This window comes from Streptoverticillium olivoreticuli subsp. olivoreticuli (assembly GCF_003391135.1).
In the GTDB taxonomy this organism is placed as follows: domain Bacteria; phylum Actinomycetota; class Actinomycetes; order Streptomycetales; family Streptomycetaceae; genus Streptomyces; species Streptomyces blastmyceticus.
The window spans coordinates 6825603-6845000 of record NZ_CP031455.1; the positions used below are offsets into that span (position 1 = coordinate 6825603).

Below are 19398 nucleotides of genomic sequence, written 5' to 3' on the forward strand. Positions count from 1 at the left end.
TGCCCAGAAGGGTCAGGCCCATCTGGATTCGGCTTGCATTCCGTCTGGTTATCAATTCCTACTCTTCCAGTGTGACGTCGCCGTATCTGCCCACTATGACCCTGGCTTGATTCTTCAGGCTGACCGATGCTTTCTCCCCGTTCTCGTCCCAGAACCCGCCGTGATCCTTGGCGTCACTTTTCATGACGTTCGCGCCGAACGACTTGTCCGTGGGTATGGTCCAGTCGTCGCCCAGGCCGACGAGCCGGCCTCCTTCCCGGACGAAATTGTCGCTACCGCCACCCTTCATCGCCCACATGTGATGGGGGTCGATGCCGAGATCGGCTGCGCGCTTCGCCTGCATGCCGGGGCTGCCCGCGACGACCACGTCGTCTGCTGCCATGGGGCTGTCCTGGAAGGAACCGGACTTGGCCGCGTCTCCTATGACTGTGCTCCCGTAACTGTGCCCGATGACAGTGGTGTGGGCAGCGTCTCCGGTGGCGTTCTGGTGAGCTGCTCTGTTGCCGTCGAGGAACTGGCGGAGTACGGGACCGGCCTTTTCTGCGTACTGATCGCTCATGGCTTCCGGAAGTATGTCCCCCTTATCGCCCGGGTACGCCGAGCGTGGGGCGTCGTAGTCGAACCAGGTGATGGTGGATACCTTGTCTCCGGGGGCGACTCTGTGGCTTTCTCGCCAGAGCTTTTCGCTACGGCCGATATTTCCTTCGATGCCGCCGAGGTCCGTGCCTGTGCCCGGCACGTAGACTGCCGTGTGATCGGCGGTGTCCGGGTTGCCGTTGGCGATGATTATCTTGCCGTCACCCTTGCCCTCGGGATCGAAGCCGAGCAAGTAGGCCTCGGGTAGCCCTTGCACGCCCCCTGTGCTGTCGAAACGATTCTGGATGGCATCCATCCCCGTCAGTGCGTTCTTGAGGCGTCCGACCTCGGGCCCGTATTTTTTGTTCCACGCGAGCCATTCGCCGGTGTAGGCCATGCCGGGGACGGCGTGGCGGATGTCAACGAACTTCGTGGGCTCCTTCGGTATTTCTGCCAGTCGCGCTCCGTATTGGCCGCGTTTCTCATCCAGCACGATGCGGTTGGCCTCGTCACGGGCGTCTGCGGGAAGACCGTCCAACGCGCCGATGGTGGCAGGATGGACCGAGATGTAGTCGGCCTTCTCTTGCTTGGAAAGCTCCTTCCACCATGCGGCGTTCGCCTCCGGGTCACCCTCCTTGGGCGGGGGCTTTATGTGGTCCAGATAATCCTTCGCGCCCTGGCGGACGCCACCCATGTCCTGCTGGGCGTCGGCCCAATCACTGTCGGAGACGGTCAGGTCGTCATCGGCTTTCAGGCTCCGCAACTTCGGGGCCCACTTCTCATCCGCTTCCGTGGCTTGCTTGAGGGCCTCGGCTATGCGGTCGGCACATTCCTGCGCGTAGGCATAGTTCGGGTTGGGGTCGAAGTTGGCGGCCTGGCGGTTGATCGCGCGGGCGGTTTCGTCGGTGGCGCCCTTCGCCGTGCCGCCCTGTGGTGCCTTGCCGTCGGTCTTCTCGCCCGCGGCCGGGTAGCCGATCGAGCCATCGGCCCCCACGGTGAACTTCTTGGCGCGCGCGTCCTCAACGGCTGCGTCGAGCTTCTTCTTGGCTGCTCGCATGTCTGAAGCGAAGGCGTCGAGAGCTGTACCGATCAGGCCGCACTCGACCTGCATGTAGTGGAAGTCCTTGGCCAGCTCCCGAAGTTGACCGAGAGCCGCATCCGCGGCCTCGCCTTTCAGGGACTTCCGCATATTGGCGGTGGTCTGGTTTTCCAGGCTGTCCTTGGCCTGACCGGCCATGTCGCTGGTCGTGCGATACCCGTCCGCCGCGTCCTCGTACTCAGAGGGGTTGAGGGAACTGAGAGCTGTGTAGTCCACCGGCCCCGGTCACCGGCCCCGGCTCTGGCCGCCGACGGCAGGGGTGTCCTTGTACCGGTCCTTCAGCTCGTCGAAGGCCTTCGAGATGGCCTGGTCGTTCTCGTACAGGTGGTTGCCCGCCTTCTCAAGCCGCTCTTGGAGCGCACCACATCTGCCGCTCACTTCATCCAAGTAGTGCTTCCACGACTGATGGACCTCTTGCTGGGCCGCCGCGCTCAGCACACCGCGCCCGGCCCCGCCGCTCAGACCTTTCTGCCCCTTTTCGAGCGCCGTCAGCGCCTTCTTGACGTTCCCGGCCAGCTGACCGACCCCGTCCCCGGCCGAAGTCCACGCATTCTTCTCGGACTTCAACCCGCCCGAGCCGCCCTGGCCCCATCCACTCTTCCCGTCCGCGCTCGCGAGACTCATCCCGGCATCGGCGGAGGTCTCCCGCTTGATCTGAGCCCACTCCTGCTCGAAGGTCGCCATGGCCTTGTACCTCACCCCTTGAGCGCGGTTCCGACAAACGTTCGTCAGCCTAGGCAGGGGGTGAGCTGTGGGCATGAGTACGCATACTCACGCCCCAGGCTCTTGCCTGCCACGATCTTCTCCATGGGCATACAGATCGCGCCGGCCGCGATGGCCGACTTCCATCAAGTCCTGGCGGATCACCCCCGCTACTGGGGCGAACGCGCCCTTCGGGCGTTGCATCTTCTGGCGCTGGTGCGGGAATTCGGTTCTACCTGCTTGGTCGCCAGGGACGAGGGCGGGGTCCGGGGTTACGTCTTCGGATTCGTCACCCCGAACGGCACCGGGTATGTGCATCTGATCGCCACGCGCGACGACGCCCGAGGCACCGGCCTCGGGCGTCGTCTGTACGCGGCATTCGCCGGAGCGGCAGAGCGCCATGGTGCTCGGCAGCTGAAGGCGATCACGTCGACCGAGAACACCGGCTCGATCGCCTTCCACCGCAGCATCGGCTTCGACATGGAGATCGTCGACGACTACAACGGCCCCGGCCGGGCCATGGCCGTCTTCATCCGAGCCCTGCCATTCGACAGCTAGGCCGTCACTCCTCCGGCAGCCACCCCACCTGCACCAGCGGAGCCCCCCGCTTCCGGGAGACGAAGAAGCCGCGCCCCGGCGGCATCGGGCGCGGGCGTACGCCGCCGAGCAGGTCGCCCTCGCCGGGGTCGCCCGACAGGACGACTCCCTGCGCGCCGAGTTCCTTCACGCGCTGCATGAAGGACTCGAACATCGAGCGGGACGCGCCGGCGGAGCTGCGGGCGATGATGAAGCGGATGCCGACGTCGCGGGCGAAGGGGAGGTTCTCCGTCAGGACGGAGAGGGGATTTCCGCTGCTGGTCGAGACGAGTTCGTAGTCGTCGACGATGACGAAGAACCGCGGGCCCGACCACCAGCTCCGGTCGCGCAATTGCTGGGGGGTGATGTCGGGCTTCGGTGCGCGCCGTTCCATGAGGCCGTTGAGGGCGTTGGCGTGCACGGACAGGGCCGAGGCGATCGGCGCGTACTCCAGCAGATGGGATTCCGGGATGACATCGAGGAGCGTACGGCGGTAGTCGCCGACGACGATCTTCGCCTCGTCCGGCCCGTAGCGCTCGGTGATCTGCTTGGCCAGCAGCCGCAGCAGTGCGGTCTTGCCGGATTCGCTCTCGCCGAAGACGAGGAAGAAGGGGTCGGTCTCGAAGTCGACGAAGACCGGCTCCAGATTGGTCTCGTCGATACCGATGGCGACGCCCTGCTGCGGATTCTCGAAGCCCTTGGGGAGTTCGTCGGCGCGCAGCTTGCGGGGGAGGAGCCGTACGCCCGGCGCGTTGGGGCCCGTCCACGCCTCGTCGACGGCGCGGACCAGTTCGGCGGTCGCGTCCGTGAGAGTCTCCGGGTCGCTGTCGCCGTCGATGCGCGGCAGAGAGGCCATGAAGTGGAGCTTTTCGGGGAGTTGGCCACGGCCGGGAACCCCGGCGGGGACGTTCGCGGCGACCTTGCGGTCGAACTCCGAATCCATGGTGTCGCCGAGCCGCAGTTCCAGCCGGTTCAGGAGCTGGTCCTTGAGCGAGGCGCGGACCTCCATGTTGCGGGAGGCGGTCACGACGACATGGATTCCATACCCCAGGCCCCGCCCCGCGATATCGGTGACGACGCCTTCCAGCATGTCGTATTCCTGCCTGAAATTGCCCCAGCCGTCGACGATGAGGAAGACGTCGCCCCACGGCTGGTCGGCGAAGCCGCCCGCCGCCCGCTGTCGACGGTACGTCGAGATGGAGTCGATGCCCTGGGCCCGGAAGTACTCCTCGCGCCGGGCCAGGATGCCCGCCACCTCGGCGACCGTGCGGCGCACGCGCTCCGGGTCGAGGCGGGACGCGACCCCGCCCACGTGCGGCAGGCCCGCGATCGCGCTCATGCCGCCACCGCCGAAGTCGAGGCCGTAGAACTGCACCTCGGCGGGCGTGTGCGTCAGCGCGAAGGCCGCCACCAGGGTCCGCATGAGGGTCGACTTGCCCGACTGGGGGCCGCCGACCACGAGCATGTTGCCGGCCGCGCCCGAGAAGTCGCGGTGCAGGACGTCGCGCCGCTGCTCGAAGGGCTTGTCGATGAGGCCGATGGGGACGACGAGACGGCCGAGACGACCGTGACCGGGGGCTGTCAGCCCACGCCCCTCCACAGCGGACAGCGGCGGCAGCAACTCGTCCAGGGACGCCGCCCGGTCCAGCGGCGGCAGCCACACCTGGTGGGCCGGCGGGCCCTGGCCCTCGACCCGCCGGACGACGACGTCCAGGACCGTCTCCGCCTGCGGATCCTCGCCCCTGGGGGCCGTGGCCGCGGGCACGGGCGCGGTGTAGGTGACCGGCACGGGATCGGCGGTGAACAGGACCGGGCGGCGCTCGATCGGCAGGGCGCCCGCCCCGGCCCCCGCGGCCGGAGCCGTGCGGTACGGGCCGGAGACGTATGCCGCCTTGAAGCGCGTCATCTCGTCCGTGCCGAACTTCAGATAGCCCGAGCCCGGCACCGACGGCAGGTGATAGGCGTCCGGCACGCCCAGCGCCGTGCGCGACTCGGCGGCCGAGAACGTCCGCAGGCCGATGCGGTACGACAGATACGTCTCCAGACCGCGCAGCCGGCCCTCCTCCAAGCGCTGCGACGCGAGCAGCAGATGCACGCCCAGCGAGCGGCCGATGCGGCCGATCTGGATGAACATGTCGATGAAGTCGGGCTTGGCCGTCAACAGCTCGCTGAATTCGTCGATCACCAGGACGAGTGAAGGCAGCGGCTCCAGCGCCGCACCGGCCGCGCGCGCCTTCTCGTAGTCGTGCATGTTGGCGTAGTTGCCCGCCGAGCGCAGGAGTTCCTGCCGCCGCTGGAGCTCACCGGTGATCGAGTCGCGCATGCGGTCGACCAGGGTGAGGTCGTCCGCCAGGTTGGTGATCACGGCCGCCACGTGCGGCAGCGCCGACATGCCCGCGAAGGTCGCACCGCCCTTGAAGTCCGCGAGGACGAAGTTCAGCGTCTCGGAGGAGTGCGTCACCGCGAGCCCCAGCACCAGCGTGCGCAGCAGCTCGGACTTGCCGGAACCGGTCGCGCCGACGCACAGCCCGTGCGGGCCCATGCCGTCCTGCGCCGCCTCCTTCATGTCCAGCATCACCGGAGTGCCGTCCTCGCTGACGCCGATCGGCACCCGCAGCCGCTCCGCCGACGACCGCGGCCGCCACGTCCGCGCCACGTCCACGGAACCCGCGTCCCCCAGCCCCAGCAGATCCGTGAAGTCGAGGTTGGCCAGCAGCGGCTCGTCGCCGTCACCGCCGCCCGTGCGCAGCGGCGCGAGCTGCCGCGCCAGCGCCTCCGCGGCCTCCATGGACAGCGTGTCCGGCACCCCGTCGTACACCGCGACCTGCGACAGCAGCCGCAGCTCGCCCGGCTCCACCACCACGGACAGCCCGCCCCGCGGCTCCCCGAGATCCCCCGGCACCACCTCGACGATGGTCACGCCCTGGAGCCCCTCGGGCGCCGCGAACACCGACTCCGCCGGCACCGTACCGCCGTCCAGGACGAGCACCACGTGCGGCTGGTCGAGCACCGGCTGCCCGTCCCGGCTGAAGCGCGTACGCCCCTCCAGCCGGGGCCGCAACAGCTCCTCCAGCTCACCGAGCTCGTCACCGATCAGCCGTCGCGCGCCCGCCCCGTCGACCGCGCCCGGCACCTGCACATGCGGCAGCCACTTCGCCCACTCCCAGTAGGACGCCGCCCCGCGCGCCGCGACCACCGCGACCACCAGGTCGTCCGGCGAGTGCAGCGTCACCAGCTGCGCCACCAGCGCGCGGGCCGTCCCGTGCACCGTCTCCGGGTCGCCCGACAGCGTCACGTGGTAGAAGGCGCGCAGCGACAGCGCCATCGGCATGCCGTCCAGCGAGCCGTGCGTGGCCAGGAACTGCTGCATCGCCCCCGTCGTCAACGGCTCCAGGTCGTCTATCGGAGCGGTCTCCGGGGCCACCAGCGGCGTCGCGAGCTGCTGGACCCCCAGCCCGATCCGGGCCTGCCCGAAGTCGTCGTCGCCCGCCCGCCGCTCCCACAGCCGCGTGCCCTCCGCGACGACCGACCACAGCTGGTCGGGGGAGGGGTGCAGATAGAACTGCGCGTCCCGCTGCGCCCGCGCCGTCCTGCGCACGGTCCGCCGCGTCTGCGCGAGGTACTTGAGGTAGTCGCGGCGCATGTCCGCGGTCTGCCCCTGGGAGCCCTGACGGTGCCTCACGACCATCGCGACGGTCATGCCCAGCGTCGAGCACATCATCATGACGCCCATGATCTTCATCATGGGAGCGGCGCCCGGCATGAAGAAGTAGACCATCGACGAGGCCATGCCCAGCGTCGGCAACAGCTGCATCAGCACGCTGTCCTGACGGCCGCGCGGCAGCTCGGGAGGCGCCTCCAGCCGGATCTCCTCACCGGGCACGTCCGGCGGCAGACTCCGGGGCGGGCGATGGACGACGACCTGGCTCACCGGATGCCTCAACCCCTCCACGCGGTGAGGACCTTCCGCGCGGCACCCCTCCGGCGCCGGCCTCCCCTCCGCGGAACGGTGATCCTATCGACGTACCCCCGACCCGCTCCCGATAGGGTGGCCGCCGCGCGTATGCATGAGCGAAGGCTCAGAGTGGAGCAGGGGGCCCGACAGGTGAGTACGTCCGCTGGGACCGGTTTCTGCCGGGTGACCGTCGTCGCCCCGGACAGCCGGATCGACGTCGCACTGCCGGACGACATCGCCGTCGCCGACGTGTACCCCGAGATCCTGCGCCTGACCGGCCAGACCCAGCCCGTCGGCGCCCCGACCGGCTACCACCTCGTACGCCGCGACGGCACCGTCCTCGACGGCGCCCGCTCGCTGGGCGCCCACCGCGTCCTCGACGGCGAACTGCTCTCGCTGCGCCCCTTCGCCGAGTCCCTGCCGCCCGCCGTGCACGACGACGTGACGGACGCCGTGGCCTCCGCGGTCACCCGCGACCGCACCCTGTGGAACGACCAACTCCTGCGCGCGGCCGGGCTGTTCGGCGGGGCGCTGCTGCTCGCCCTGATGGCCTTCGCCCTCTGGTTCGCCGACCCCGTGCGGCACGACATGCACGGCACGCCCGGCGCCGTCGCGGCCGCCGCCGGAATCCTGCTGGCCTCGCTCGCGGGCGTACGGGCACGGGTCTACGGCGACCGTGCCTCCGCCGTCGCCCTCGGGCTCGCCGCCCTGCCGCACCTGATGATCGCGGGCTCCGGGATCCTCGCCCCCGACGAGGGCCAGGGCGCGGGCCGCCTGCAGTTCCTGCTCGGCTGCGCGGCCGTCCTCGTCGCCTCCGCGGCCCTGGTCGCCACCGTGCCCACCGGCGACGCCCCCTTCGTCGCGGCCGTCACCGCGGCGGTCACCGGCACCCTCGCCGCCTTCGGTGTGATCATCGGCGGGGCGGGCCCCGCGGACGCGGCCGCCGTCTGCGCCGTCGTCGCGATCGGCGCCATCGCCTTCCTGCCGGGCCTCTCCGCCCGCGTCGCCCGGCTCCCCATCGGCTACGCCGCCCCCCACGCCGCCCCCCACGCCGCCACCGGCGGCGACCCCGACGCGGCCGCCCGCACCACCACCGACCCCATAGACGCCGAGCGCGTCGCCGACCGCGTCCGCCGCGGCCACGAGCTGCTGCTCGGTCTCGTCGGCGGCTGCGCGGCCGTCGTCACCGTCTCCGCCGCCGTCCTCGCCTTCTCGGCCGACGGCGGCCCCTGGGCCCGCCTCCTCGCCCTGGCCGCCGGGCTCACGATGCTGCTGCGCGCCCGCCTCTTCCGTTACACCGCGCAGGTCACCACTGTCCTGGGCGCCGGGCTCGCCGCCCTGGCCCTGCTGGTCCTCGGCCTGTCCCTGAACCCGCCCGCCGGCGGCTCGACCGATGTCCGCACGGTCTGGCTCGCCGCGGCGGTCACTCTCGGCGGCGGACTGCTCACCGCCGTCGCCCTGATCGTCCCCCGCAAGGGCCTGTCACCCTTTTGGGGGCGTGTCTCGGATCTCTCCGAAAGCGCACTCCTCCTCGCCCTCGTCCCGCTCGCCCTCGCGGTGCTGGACATGTACGGGACGGCCCGCGGCCTGTCGGCAGGCTGACCGGCCCGGGAAAGGGGCCGGGGCGGGGCCCGGGAGCCGGGCTGGTACTGTGTGCAGTGGCCGTTTGTGTACGCGCCTCCGGACCGCCCTGCAGGGCTTCTGGGGACAGCGCCCAGCGGACCCCGCCTCCCGAGTAACGGAAGCTCCCCTGAGACCTAGACCAGGGGCACTCGGTGGCTGAAACAGAGAATTCAAGGAGTACGCGTGTCGCTCGACGCCGCTACGAAGAAGCAGATCATGTCCGAGTTCGCCACCAAGGAGGGCGACACCGGCTCCCCCGAGGTCCAGGTTGCGATGCTCACCCGTCGCATCGCCGACCTGACGGAGCACCTGAAGCAGCACAAGCACGACCACCACTCGCGTCGTGGCCTGCTGCTGCTGGTCGGCCAGCGCCGCCGCCTGCTCCAGTACCTGGCCAAGAAGGACATCACGCGCTTCCGCGCCCTGGTCGAGCGCCTCGGCATCCGCCGCGGTGCCGCGGGCGCCAAGTAAGACGTCGTGAAGGGAGCGGTTCCCACCTCTGGGGGCCGCTCCCTTTGCGTATCTCGTGGGACGCCGAAGCTTTGTAGTCTGGTCCCACGACGCAAAACCGTATGAGGAGGAGCGCTCCGCTCGCCGCCGGTCCTCGGTAGTGGCCCCCGGATCAGGGAAATCCGGGTGCTTCGATCGAAGACCGGCCAGCCGACGCGCACCTCCACCAACGTCCCCGCCACACGGGCGAGGACGCAGACGAGGAGATATCCCTGGTGGAGAACGAGACCCACTACGCCGAAGCCGTGATCGACAACGGCACCTTCGGCACCCGCACCATCCGCTTCGAGACGGGCCGCCTGGCCAAGCAGGCCGCCGGCTCCGCCGTGGCGTACCTGGACGACGACACCATGGTGCTGTCGGCCACCACCGCTTCCAAGAAGCCCAAGGACCAGCTCGACTTCTTCCCCCTGACGGTGGACGTCGAGGAGCGGATGTACGCGGCCGGCAAGATCCCCGGCTCCTTCTTCCGCCGTGAGGGCCGGCCCTCCGAGGACGCGGTCCTCACCTGCCGCCTGATCGACCGGCCGCTGCGCCCCTCCTTCAAGAAGGGCCTGCGCAACGAGATCCAGATCGTCGAGACGGTCATGGCGCTCAACCCCGACCACCTCTACGACGTGGTCGCCATCAACGCCGCCTCCTGCTCCACGCAGCTCGCGGGCCTGCCCTTCTCCGGTCCGATCGGCGCCACCCGCGTCGCTCTGATCAAGGGCCAGTGGGTGGCGTTCCCGACCCACACCGAGCTCGAGGACGCCGTCTTCGACATGGTCGTGGCCGGTCGCGTCCTGGAGGACGGCGACGTCGCGATCATGATGGTCGAGGCCGAGGCCACCGAGAAGACCATCCAGCTCGTCAAGGACGGCGCCGACGCCCCCACCGAGGAGGTCGTCGCCGCCGGTCTCGAGGCCGCGAAGCCCTTCATCAAGGTGCTGTGCCGCGCCCAGTCCGAGCTCGCCGCCAAGGCCGCCAAGCCCGAGGGCGAGTTCCCGGTCTTCCTGGAGTACCAGGACGACGTCCTGGCCGCCCTGACCAAGGCCGTCCGCGACGAGCTCGCCCAGGCGCTCACCATCGCCGGCAAGCAGGAGCGCGAGACCGAGATCGACCGGGTCAAGGAGCTCGCCGCGGAGAAGCTGCTGCCCGAGTTCGAGGGCCGCGAGAAGGAGATCTCCGCCGCGTACCGCTCGCTGACCAAGTCCCTGGTCCGTGAGCGCGTCATCAAGGAGAAGAAGCGCATCGACGGCCGTGGGGTGACGGACATCCGTACCCTCGCCGCCGAGGTCGAGGCCATCCCGCGCGTGCACGGCTCGGCGCTGTTCGAGCGCGGCGAGACCCAGATCCTGGGTGTCACCACGCTGAACATGCTCCGCATGGAGCAGCAGCTCGACACCCTTTCGCCGGTGACGCGCAAGCGCTACATGCACAACTACAACTTCCCGCCGTACTCCGTCGGCGAGACCGGCCGCGTCGGTTCGCCGAAGCGCCGCGAGATCGGCCACGGCGCGCTCGCCGAGCGCGCGATCGTGCCGGTCCTCCCGACGCGCGAGGAGTTCCCCTACGCGATCCGTCAGGTGTCCGAGGCCCTCGGCTCCAACGGTTCGACGTCCATGGGCTCGGTCTGCGCCTCCACCATGTCGCTGCTGAACGCCGGTGTGCCGCTGAAGGCCCCCGTCGCCGGTATCGCCATGGGCCTGATCTCCCAGGAGATCGACGGCAAGACGCACTACGTCGCCCTCACCGACATCCTCGGTGCGGAGGACGCGTTCGGCGACATGGACTTCAAGGTCGCCGGTACGAAGGAGTTCGTCACCGCGCTCCAGCTCGACACCAAGCTGGACGGCATTCCGGCCTCCGTGCTGGCCGCGGCCCTCAAGCAGGCCCGCGACGCCCGTCTGCACATCCTCGACGTGATGATGGAAGCCATCGACACGCCGGACGAGATGTCCCCGAACGCCCCGCGGATCATCACCGTCAAGATCCCCGTGGACAAGATCGGTGAGGTCATCGGCCCCAAGGGCAAGATGATCAACCAGATCCAGGAGGACACCGGCGCCGAGATCACGATCGAGGACGACGGCACCATCTACATCGGTGCCGCCGACGGCCCGGCCGCCGAGGCCGCCCGCGCCACGATCAACGGCATCGCCAACCCGACCATGCCGGAGGTCGGCGAGCGCTACCTGGGTACGGTCGTCAAGACCACCACCTTCGGTGCCTTCGTCTCCCTCATGCCGGGCAAGGACGGCCTGCTGCACATCTCGCAGATCCGCAAGCTCGCCGGTGGCAAGCGCGTGGAGAACGTCGAGGACGTGCTCGGCGTCGGTGCCAAGGTCCAGGTCGAGATCGCCGAGATCGACCAGCGCGGCAAGCTCTCGCTGATCCCGGTCATCGAGGGCGAGGACGGCGACGACGCTAAGGACGAGTCCGCCAAGTGACGTCCCGTAGTACACGGAAGACGGCCCGCACCTCTTCGGAGGGGCGGGCCGTCGCCCGTACCCAAACGCTTCTCAAGGGCGAGCACGGCATCGGCACGGTCCGCCGCACCACCCTCCCGGGTGGGCTGCGCATCGTCACCGAGACCCTGCCGTCCGTCCGCTCCGCGACCTTCGGTATCTGGGCCAACGTCGGCTCCCGCGACGAGACCCCGACGCTGAACGGCGCCACGCACTATCTGGAGCACCTGCTCTTCAAGGGCACCTCCAAGCGCAGTGCCCTGGACATCTCCTCCGCCATCGACGCGGTCGGCGGTGAGATGAACGCGTTCACGGCGAAGGAGTACACCTGCTACTACGCCCGTGTCCTCGACACCGACCTGCCGCTCGCCATCGACGTCGTCTGTGACATGCTCACGGGCTCGCTCATCGACGCCGCCGACGTCGACGCCGAGCGCGGTGTGATCCTCGAAGAGATCGCCATGACCGAGGACGACCCCGGCGACTGCGTGCACGACCTGTTCGCGCACACCATGCTGGGCGACACCCCCCTCGGCCGCCCGGTCCTCGGTACCGTCGACACCATCAACGCCCTCGGCCGCGACCAGATCGCGCGCTTCTACAAGAAGCACTACGACCCGACCCACCTGGTCGTGGCCGCCGCGGGCAACGTCGACCACGCCAAGGTCGTCCGCCAGGTGCGGGCCGCCTTCGAGAAGGCCGGCGCGCTCGGCCGCGCGGACGCGACCCCGGTCGCCCCGCGCGCGGGCGCCCGCACGATCCGCACCGCCGGCCGCGTCGAGCTGCTCGGCCGCAAGACCGAGCAGGCGCACGTCGTCCTCGGCATGCCCGGCCTGGCCCGCACCGACGAGCGCCGCTGGGCGCTCGGCGTGCTCAACACCGCCCTCGGCGGCGGCATGAGCTCGCGGCTCTTCCAGGAGGTCCGGGAGAAGCGCGGACTCGCCTACTCCGTCTACTCCTACACCTCGGGCTACGCCGACTGCGGCCTCTTCGGCGTCTACGCAGGCTGCCGCCCGAGCCAGGTCCACGACGTCCTCAAGATCTGCCGCGACGAGCTCGACAAGGTCGCGTCGGACGGGCTGACGGACGAGGAGATCACCCGCGCCGTCGGACAGCTCTCCGGCTCCACGGTCCTGGGCCTGGAGGACACCGGCGCGCTGATGAACCGCATCGGCAAGAGCGAGCTGTGCTGGGGCGACCAGATGTCCGTCGACGACATGCTGACCCGCATCTCGGCCGTCACCCCGGACGAGGTCCGCTCGGTGGCCCGCGATGTACTGGGACAGCGTCCTTCGCTGTCCGTCATCGGCCCGCTGAAGGACAAGCAGGCGGCCAAGCTCGACGAAGTCGTGGCCTGAAGCAGTCTCCCAGCCCGAGAGAAGGAAGCACCAAGGATGAGCAAGCTGCGCGTGGCGGTCATCGGCGCCCACGGCCGTATCGGCTCCGAGGCCGTACGGGCCGTCGAGGCCGCCGAGGACATGGAACTGGTGGCCGCGCTGGGCCGGGGCGACAAGCTGGAAACCCTGACCGAGGCGGGAGCCCAGGTCGCGGTCGAGCTGACGCACCCCGACTCGGTGATGGACAACCTCGAGTTCTGCGTCGCCAACGGCATCCACGGCGTCGTCGGCACGACCGGCTGGACCGAGGACCGCCTCGCGCGGCTGACCGGCTGGCTCGACGCCAAGCCGGGCACCGGAGTGCTCATCGCGCCCAACTTCTCCATCGGCGCCGTGCTCACCATGACCTTCGCCCGGCAGGCGGCCCGCTTCTTCGAGTCCGTCGAGGTCGTCGAGCTGCACCACCCGAACAAGGCGGACGCCCCGTCCGGCACCGCCACCCGCACCGCCCAGCTGATCGCCGAGGCCCGCCGGGAAGCGGGCTGCCCCCCGCAGCCCGACGCCACGACGACGGCCCTGGAGGGCGCGCGCGGCGCGGACGTCGACGGGGTGCCGGTGCACGCCGTACGGCTGCGCGGCCTGCTGGCCCACCAGGAGGTGCTGTTCGGCGACACCGGCGAGACGCTGACCATCCGGCACGACTCGCTGCACCACAGCTGCTTCATGCCGGGCATCCTGCTGGGCGCGCGGCGCGTGGTGAGCACTCCGGGGCTGACGTTCGGCCTGGAACACTTCCTGGACCTGGGCTGAGCACCGTGCGCGCGAAGATCGTCTATTTCGCCCTGGCCGCCGTCCTGGTTGTCTACTTCGTCCTGGTCGGCAGCCGCGGCGTCATGCTCATCCAGCAGGGCACGGCCATCACGGTCACCTTCGGCGCCGCGGTGCTGGTGCTGCCGTTCATCGGCGCCTGGTTCCTCTACCAGACCACCAAGTTCGCGCGGGACGCCAACCGGCTGGCGCGGGAACTGGAGGCCGAGGGCGGCCTCCCCGTCGACGAGCTCGTCCGCACGCCGAGTGGCCGCATCGACCGCGACTCGGCGGACGAGGTCTTCGCCCGCCGCCAGGCGGAGACGGAGGACGCCCCCGGCGACTGGCGCACGTGGTTCCGCCTCGCGGTGGCCTACCACGACGCCCGCGACACCCCACGCGCCCGCAAGGCCATGCAGCGGGCGATCGCCCTGCACGACGGCAGACCGGTACGCACGGACGCGTGAGGCAGGCGCTCAGGCGGGGAAGTCCGCCTCCTGCTCCAGCGGGCTGAGCCGGATCCCCGCCCGGACCAGCCGCACCGCCACCGTGATCACCAGAGCGGCCACCGCCACGCAGACCCCGGCGACCATCAGGGAGCCGGCCAGCACGACGATCAGTGCGGAGAAGAGCAGGTAGGCGGCGAGGAGCAGCAGCAGTGCGGCTCCGCCGACCTGCCGGGGCCCGGGCCGGTGCGACGGCACCCGGTGCTCGTCCTCGTGGGGCAGGGGCTCGGCTGCGGTACGACCACGGTCGACTGTCAAAAAGGGCAGGGGCATTGGGCGAGGCTACCGATACGCAAGAGGTCCGGCCACGTCAGGGTGGCCGGACCTTGGTCGTGTCGCTGATCGGCGCTCCGTCAGCGGCTGTCCTTCGCTTCGGACTGCTGCGTGTGGTGCGTGCTCTGCGCACCGGTCTGGAGCGAGGGCATTCCGAACAGCAGCGCCCCCACAAGCCCCGCCGTGACCGTCAGCCCCACGAGTACACGGCCGGCTATCTGCGAGCGGCTCGCGCGGTCTCGGGGCGGCGGCGTGACGTTGCTGCGGTAACGCTCTGCCTCGGCGACAAAGGCGAACGGCACGGGCTCTCGCCGGCGGAACATGAAGCGCTCTCCTAGGAACCTCGAGGTGTGCTGTCACACATAAGGACGTTCGAATCGCGCCGATGGTGCCCGTTTTCGGCGACTTCTGTGAAAAATCTCAACCGGGGCCACGGCATTCCCGGTGGCCCCGCTCTGTCGGAGGCCGAGTGTCAGTGGTGGCCCGTAGGCTGGGCGCCGCCCCAGCAATGCGATTGGAAGGACCCCGCCGGTGACCGACAGCCCCACCGAGAACGCCAAACCCACATTCCGTGGCGATGTGACCGTCGAGCTGGTCAAGCACAGCGCCGCCGACTCCGACGTCCTGTGGGCGGCCCGTGTCTCCACCGCCGGTGAGCAGTCCCTGGAAGAGATCACCAAGGACCCCGAGCGGTCCAAGGGGCTCATCAACTACCTGATGCGCGACCGCCACGGCAGCCCCTTCGAGCACAACTCGATGACCTTCTTCATCAGCGCCCCGATCCTCGTCTTCCGCGAGTTCATGCGCCACCGCGTCGGCTGGTCGTACAACGAGGAGTCCGGCCGCTACCGCGAGCTCCAGCCCGTCTTCTACGTCCCGGGCGAGGACCGCAAGCTGGTCCAGGAGGGCCGTCCCGGCAAGTACGTCTTCGTCGAGGGCACCCAGGCGCAGCACGACCTGACCACCCGCGTCATGGAGGACTCCTACCGCCAGGCGTACGAGGCGTACCAGGAGATGCTCGCCGCGGGCGTCGCCCGCGAGGTCGCCCGCTCGGTCCTGCCGGTCGGCCTCTTCTCCTCCATGTACGCCACGTGCAACGCCCGCTCGCTGATGCACTTCCTCGGGCTGCGCACCCAGCACGAGCAGGCGGCCGTCCCCTCCTTCCCGCAGCGGGAGATCGAGATGGTCGGCGAGAAGATGGAGGCGGAGTGGGCCAAGCTCATGCCGCTCACCTACGCGGCGTTCAACAAGAACGGCCGCGTCGCCCCGTAGCGCCGGTACGTGTGGCCGCGGGGCACCGGATGGGCTGACGCACGGGGCAGCGTACGCACCGGTAGCAAAGGTGTCCGTATTGCGGCTTTTCGTTACCTTCATCTAGGCTGAACAAACGGACCCGGCACTGCTTGAACCCCCGAGCAGGCAGTGCCGGGATCCCTTTCGCACTCCCCGAGGGAGCACCTCACGGTGAGCAACGAGTAGCGTGGCCCCCATGGCTCCGACCTCCACACCGCAGACGCCCTTCGGGCGGGTCCTGACCGCCATGGTCACGCCCTTCACCGCAGACGGCGCCCTTGACCTCGAAGGTGCCCAGCGACTCGCCGCGCACCTGGTGGACGCCGGCAATGACGGCCTTGTCGTCAACGGCACCACCGGCGAGTCCCCGACCACCAGCGATGCGGAGAAAGCGCAGCTCGTACGCGCCGTGGTCGAAGCGGTCGGCGACCGCGCCCATGTCGTCGCCGGAGCCGGCACCAACGACACCCAGCACAGCGTCGAGCTCGCCCGCGCCGCCGAGAAGGCGGGCGCCCACGGTCTGCTCGCCGTCACCCCGTACTACAACAAGCCCCCGCAAGAGGGCATCTTCCGGCACTTCACCGCGATCGCCGACGCCACCGGCCTGCCGGTGATGCTCTACGACATCCCCGGCCGCAGCGGTGTCCCGATCAACACCGAGACCATCGTCCGGCTGGCCGAGCACCCCCGGATCGTGGCCAACAAGGACGCCAAGGGCGACCTGGGCCGCGCCAGCTGGGCCATCGCCCGCTCGCGCCTCGCCTGGTACTCCGGCGACGACATGCTCAACCTGCCGCTGCTGTCCGTGGGCGCCGTCGGTTTCGTCTCCGTCGTCGGCCACCTCGTGGCGCCCGAGCTGCGCTCCATGCTGGGCGCGCACCTCGACGGCGACGTCGCCAAGGCGACCGCGATCCACCAGCAGCTGCTCCCGGTCTTCACCGGCATGTTCCGCACCCAGGGCGTCATCACCACCAAGGCGGCCCTCGCGCTGAAGGGCCTGCCCGCGGGCCCGCTGCGGCTGCCGCTGGTGGAGCTCTCCCCGGAGGAGACGGAACAGCTCAAGCGCGACCTCGCCGCCGGAGGCGTCGAGCTCTAACGGCCGAGGCGCCCCGGCGCCCGCCCCCAGACTTCACAACTGAACATCGAAAACAACTGCAAGTGCACGAATGTCACGCGCGCCATGTGCCCCAGGAGGGCATGTGGCGCGTGTGGTGAGGAGAGTCTTTTGAGTCACCCGCATCCTGAACTCGGTCCCCCGCCGAAGCTCCCCGAGGGCGGCCTGCGCGTCACGCCCCTCGGCGGTCTCGGCGAGATCGGCCGCAACATGACCGTCTTCGAGTACGACGGCCGCCTGCTGATCGTCGACTGCGGCGTGCTCTTCCCCGAGGAGGAGCAGCCCGGCGTCGACCTGATCCTGCCGGACTTCAGCTCGATCCGTGACCGTCTCGACGACATCGACGGCATCGTGCTCACGCACGGCCACGAGGACCACATCGGCGGTGTCCCGTACCTGCTTCGCGAGAAGCCGGACATCCCGCTGATCGGCTCCAAGCTGACCCTCGCCCTGATCGAGGCGAAGCTCCAGGAGCACCGCATCCGCCCCTACACCCTGGAGGTCCAGGAGGGGCACCGGGAGAGCATCGGCCCGTTCGACTGCGAGTTCATCGCGGTCAACCACTCCATCCCGGACGCCCTCGCGGTCGCCATCCGCACCCCCGCCGGCATGGCCGTGCACACCGGCGACTTCAAGATGGACCAGCTTCCGCTGGACCGCCGCCTCACCGACCTGCCCGCCTTCGCGCGGCTCGGCGAGGAGGGCATCGACCTGCTGCTCGTGGACTCCACGAACGCCGAGGTCCCCGGCTTCGTCCCGCCCGAGCGCGACATCTCGAACGTGCTGCGCACGGTCTTCGCGGGCGCCCAGAAGCGCATCATCGTGGCCAGCTTCGCCAGCCACGTGCACCGCATCCAGCAGATCCTGGACGCCGCGCACGAGTACGGGCGCCGGGTGGCCTTCGTGGGCCGCTCGATGGTCCGCAACATGGGCATCGCCCGTGACCTGGGCTATCTGCGGGTCCCCGCCGGTCTGGTCGTGGACGTCAAGACGCTGGACGACCTGCCGGACGACGAGGTCGTGCTGGTCTGCACGGGTTCCCAGGGCGAGCCGATGGCCGCGCTGTCCCGGATGGCCAACCGCGACCACCAGATCCGGATCGTCCAGGGCGACACGGTCATCCTGGCGTCGTCCCTGATCCCGGGCAACGAGAACGCGGTCTACCGCGTGATCAACGGCCTGACCCGATGGGGCGCCAACGTCGTCCACAAGGGCAACGCCAAGGTCCATGTCTCGGGCCACGCCTCCGCGGGCGAGCTGCTGTACTTCTACAACATCTGCAAGCCCCGCAACCTCATGCCGGTCCACGGCGAGTGGCGCCACCTGAGGGCGAACGCGGAGCTCGGCGCCCTGACGGGCGTGCCCAAGAACCACATCGTGATCGCCGAGGACGGCGTCGTGGTGGACCTGGTGAACGGCTCGGCGAAGATCGTCGGCAAGGTCCAGGCCGGGTATGTGTACGTCGACGGCCTGTCGGTCGGCGATGTCACGGAGACCTCGCTCAAGGACCGCCGCATCCTCGGCGACGAGGGCATCATCTCGGTCTTCCTCGTTGTCGACAGCGCGACGGGCAAGCTCGTGGGAGGTCCGCAGATCCACGCGCGCGGTTCGGGCATCGAGGACTCCACGTTCTCCGCAGTGGTCCCGAAGGTCGAGGAGGCGCTCGCCAAGTCCGCCTCCAACGGCGTCCTGGAGCCCCACCAGATCCAGCAGCTCGTTCGCCGGACCATGGGCAAGTGGGTGTCCGACACCTACCGCCGGCGCCCGATGATCCTCCCCGTGGTCGTCGAGGTCTGACGCAGGATCAGCCGTATGGACGGCCGCCCCGGTGCCGATTTGCATCCGGGCGCGGCCGTCCAGTACGTTTACGGCTCCACCGCAGCGGGAACCCCCGAACGCCTTGTGCGTGAAGGATCGTTCCGCGGCGGAGGGAAAACCGACCCGGAGCGATCTGATAAAGTCGGTGAAGCCGGAAAGCGAATAGCTGGAAGGCAAACCCCGCTCCAACAGGGGGCCGGAAACGGAATTCGGACCGACTGCTTCTTCTGGAAGCGGGGGGACACGGAAAACGGATCTGGTAAGGTTGGAAACACGAAATACCGAAGGGAAGCGCCCGGAGGAAAGCCCGAGAGGGTGAGTACAAAGGAAGCGTCCGTTCCTTGAGAACTCAACAGCGTGCCAAAAGTCAACGCCAGACTATAAAATACCCCGTCTCCGGTTCTTTGGACCGGGACGCGGTTCCTTTGAAAAAGTCCTTCCTTAGGGAAGGCACACACAGCGAGGACGCTGTGCACGGCCGGGCTTATTCCGCCTGGCTGTGCCGCTCAACGCGAGTGTCGCACCCGATTACGGGTAAACATTCACGGAGAGTTTGATCCTGGCTCAGGACGAACGCTGGCGGCGTGCTTAACACATGCAAGTCGAACGATGAAGCCTTTCGGGGTGGATTAGTGGCGAACGGGTGAGTAACACGTGGGCAATCTGCCCTGCACTCTGGGACAAGCCCTGGAAACGGGGTCTAATACCGGATAATACCTGCCGAGGCATCTCGGTGGGTTGAAAGCTCCGGCGGTGCAG

General features: G+C 69.2%; 15 protein-coding genes and 1 rRNA gene (1 of these 16 cut by a window edge). 11 read left to right on the forward strand and 5 right to left on the reverse strand.

The genetic code is table 11. From position 1 onward, the window contains the following. Window positions 1-58 precede the first annotated feature (58 nt). Window positions 59-1891 carry an alpha/beta hydrolase gene (locus tag DXZ73_RS30380; protein ID WP_240351549.1) on the reverse strand — a complete coding sequence of 611 codons (1833 nt, stop codon included), beginning with the start codon at window positions 1889-1891 and terminating at the stop codon, window positions 59-61. A 9-nt stretch (window positions 1892-1900) separates the two neighbouring features. Further along, complete coding sequence (locus DXZ73_RS30385; protein WP_116215960.1) at window positions 1901-2359, reverse strand: hypothetical protein; 459 nt, start codon at window positions 2357-2359, stop codon at window positions 1901-1903. A 123-nt stretch (window positions 2360-2482) separates the two neighbouring features. Here DXZ73_RS30385 and DXZ73_RS30390 point away from each other — a divergent pair, with 123 nt between their 5' ends. After that, entirely contained in the window at window positions 2483-2935 is a 453-nt protein-coding gene (locus DXZ73_RS30390) for a GNAT family N-acetyltransferase (protein ID WP_116215961.1), read from the forward strand. 4 nt (window positions 2936-2939) lie between these two features. On the opposite strand, the gene eccCa is transcribed toward DXZ73_RS30390, so the two are convergent. Continuing rightward, window positions 2940-6884: a type VII secretion protein EccCa gene (gene eccCa / locus DXZ73_RS30395; RefSeq protein ID WP_116214193.1), complete on the reverse strand. Its 3945-nt coding sequence runs from the start codon at window positions 6882-6884 to the stop codon at window positions 2940-2942. Window positions 6885-7058: 174 nt separating this feature from the next. Between eccCa and eccD the strand changes: the two genes are divergently transcribed. From eccD to DXZ73_RS30425, 6 genes are all read left to right on the forward strand, one after another. Further along, entirely contained in the window at window positions 7059-8510 is a 1452-nt protein-coding gene (gene eccD / locus DXZ73_RS30400; protein WP_116214194.1) for a type VII secretion integral membrane protein EccD, read from the forward strand. Window positions 8511-8714: 204 nt separating this feature from the next. Then, on the forward strand, window positions 8715-9002 hold the full coding sequence (rpsO, locus tag DXZ73_RS30405; RefSeq protein WP_116214195.1) for a 30S ribosomal protein S15: 288 nt from the start codon (window positions 8715-8717) through the stop codon (window positions 9000-9002). Window positions 9003-9256: 254 nt separating this feature from the next. Further along, the gene (locus DXZ73_RS30410; protein ID WP_116214196.1) at window positions 9257-11473 is read left to right on the forward strand and encodes a polyribonucleotide nucleotidyltransferase; all 2217 of its coding nucleotides are present in this window, start codon (window positions 9257-9259) and stop codon (window positions 11471-11473) included. Beyond that, a complete protein-coding gene (locus tag DXZ73_RS30415) occupies window positions 11470-12849 on the forward strand; it encodes a M16 family metallopeptidase (protein WP_116214197.1) in 1380 nt (459 codons plus the stop codon). The genes DXZ73_RS30410 and DXZ73_RS30415 overlap by 4 nt, the downstream gene beginning before the upstream one ends. A 36-nt stretch (window positions 12850-12885) precedes the next feature. Beyond that, window positions 12886-13638 carry a 4-hydroxy-tetrahydrodipicolinate reductase gene (gene dapB, locus DXZ73_RS30420; RefSeq protein WP_116214198.1) on the forward strand — a complete coding sequence of 251 codons (753 nt, stop codon included), beginning with the start codon at window positions 12886-12888 and terminating at the stop codon, window positions 13636-13638. Window positions 13639-13643: 5 nt separating this feature from the next. Then, on the forward strand, window positions 13644-14102 hold the full coding sequence (locus DXZ73_RS30425) for a hypothetical protein (RefSeq protein WP_116214199.1): 459 nt from the start codon (window positions 13644-13646) through the stop codon (window positions 14100-14102). Between the two features lie 9 nt (window positions 14103-14111). Here DXZ73_RS30425 and DXZ73_RS30430 read toward each other — a convergent pair whose 3' ends face one another. Both DXZ73_RS30430 and DXZ73_RS30435 read right to left on the reverse strand, forming a co-directional pair. Beyond that, entirely contained in the window at window positions 14112-14414 is a 303-nt protein-coding gene (locus tag DXZ73_RS30430; RefSeq protein ID WP_205519259.1) for a hypothetical protein, read from the reverse strand. An 80-nt stretch (window positions 14415-14494) separates the two neighbouring features. Beyond that, entirely contained in the window at window positions 14495-14737 is a 243-nt protein-coding gene (locus DXZ73_RS30435; protein ID WP_116214200.1) for a hypothetical protein, read from the reverse strand. Between the two features lie 208 nt (window positions 14738-14945). On the opposite strand from DXZ73_RS30435, the gene thyX reads away from it, so the two are divergent. From thyX to DXZ73_RS30460, 4 genes are all read left to right on the forward strand, one after another. Then, window positions 14946-15686 (forward strand): FAD-dependent thymidylate synthase, encoded by a 741-nt coding sequence (thyX, locus tag DXZ73_RS30440; protein WP_116214201.1) that lies wholly within the window; start codon window positions 14946-14948, stop codon window positions 15684-15686. Window positions 15687-15903: 217 nt separating this feature from the next. Continuing rightward, a complete protein-coding gene (gene dapA, locus DXZ73_RS30445; protein ID WP_116214202.1) occupies window positions 15904-16803 on the forward strand; it encodes a 4-hydroxy-tetrahydrodipicolinate synthase in 900 nt (299 codons plus the stop codon). 129 nt (window positions 16804-16932) lie between these two features. Next, window positions 16933-18618, forward strand: a complete 1686-nt coding sequence (locus DXZ73_RS30450; RefSeq protein WP_116214203.1) for a ribonuclease J — start codon at window positions 16933-16935, stop codon at window positions 18616-18618. 562 nt (window positions 18619-19180) lie between these two features. Next, window positions 19181-19398, forward strand: a 16S ribosomal RNA gene (locus tag DXZ73_RS30460) (it continues 1306 nt past the right edge of the window).

What these genes read in the sequence shown, in the direction of transcription:
- DXZ73_RS30435 (WP_116214200.1), bottom strand. Translation starts at nt 14,737, where the DNA reads ATGTTCCGCCGGCGAGAGCCCGTGCCGTTCGCCTTTGTCGCCGAGGCA.
- dapB (WP_116214198.1), top strand. Translation starts at nt 12,886, where the DNA reads ATGAGCAAGCTGCGCGTGGCGGTCATCGGCGCCCACGGCCGTATCGGC.
- dapA (WP_116214202.1), top strand. Translation starts at nt 15,904, where the DNA reads ATGGCTCCGACCTCCACACCGCAGACGCCCTTCGGGCGGGTCCTGACC.
- DXZ73_RS30430 (WP_205519259.1), bottom strand. Translation starts at nt 14,414, where the DNA reads ATGCCCCTGCCCTTTTTGACAGTCGACCGTGGTCGTACCGCAGCCGAG.
- DXZ73_RS30385 (WP_116215960.1), bottom strand. Translation starts at nt 2,359, where the DNA reads ATGGCGACCTTCGAGCAGGAGTGGGCTCAGATCAAGCGGGAGACCTCC.
- DXZ73_RS30390 (WP_116215961.1), top strand. Translation starts at nt 2,483, where the DNA reads ATGGGCATACAGATCGCGCCGGCCGCGATGGCCGACTTCCATCAAGTC.